Raw genomic sequence first — 312 nt, forward strand, 5'->3', positions numbered from 1 at the left:
CTATTTATCCAACAGCTTTTAGACGACCTAGAACAAGCCAAACAGCAGGCAACGGAGCGCATGGCCGCATTTATGGCAACCATTCCCGAATTATCAGGACAGGCGCGAAGAGTAGCAAAACGCTTTGCGATTGCCGCCGCTGCTTTGGAACTTGCCGCGCCTGTTACCGGCTTGCCCATAGGTGTAGGCATGGCAGGCGTGAAAAAATGCTTTGATGAATGGCTGGAAGCCAACGGAGCAGGAAAACACGAAGACCGCCGAATCATTGAGCAGGCAGAGGATTTTATCGCCCAGCACGCATTAGGCACGCGG

Annotated in this window: 1 pseudogene; it reads left to right on the plus strand. The window is 53.2% G+C overall.

The window, feature by feature from the left end:
* Positions 1-312: pseudogene (locus ACTHS4_RS11770) on the plus strand (DUF927 domain-containing protein); the annotation flags it as partial.

This window comes from Neisseria sp. P0014.S009 (assembly GCF_051958155.1).
GTDB lineage: Bacteria > Pseudomonadota > Gammaproteobacteria > Burkholderiales > Neisseriaceae > Neisseria > Neisseria flavescens_C.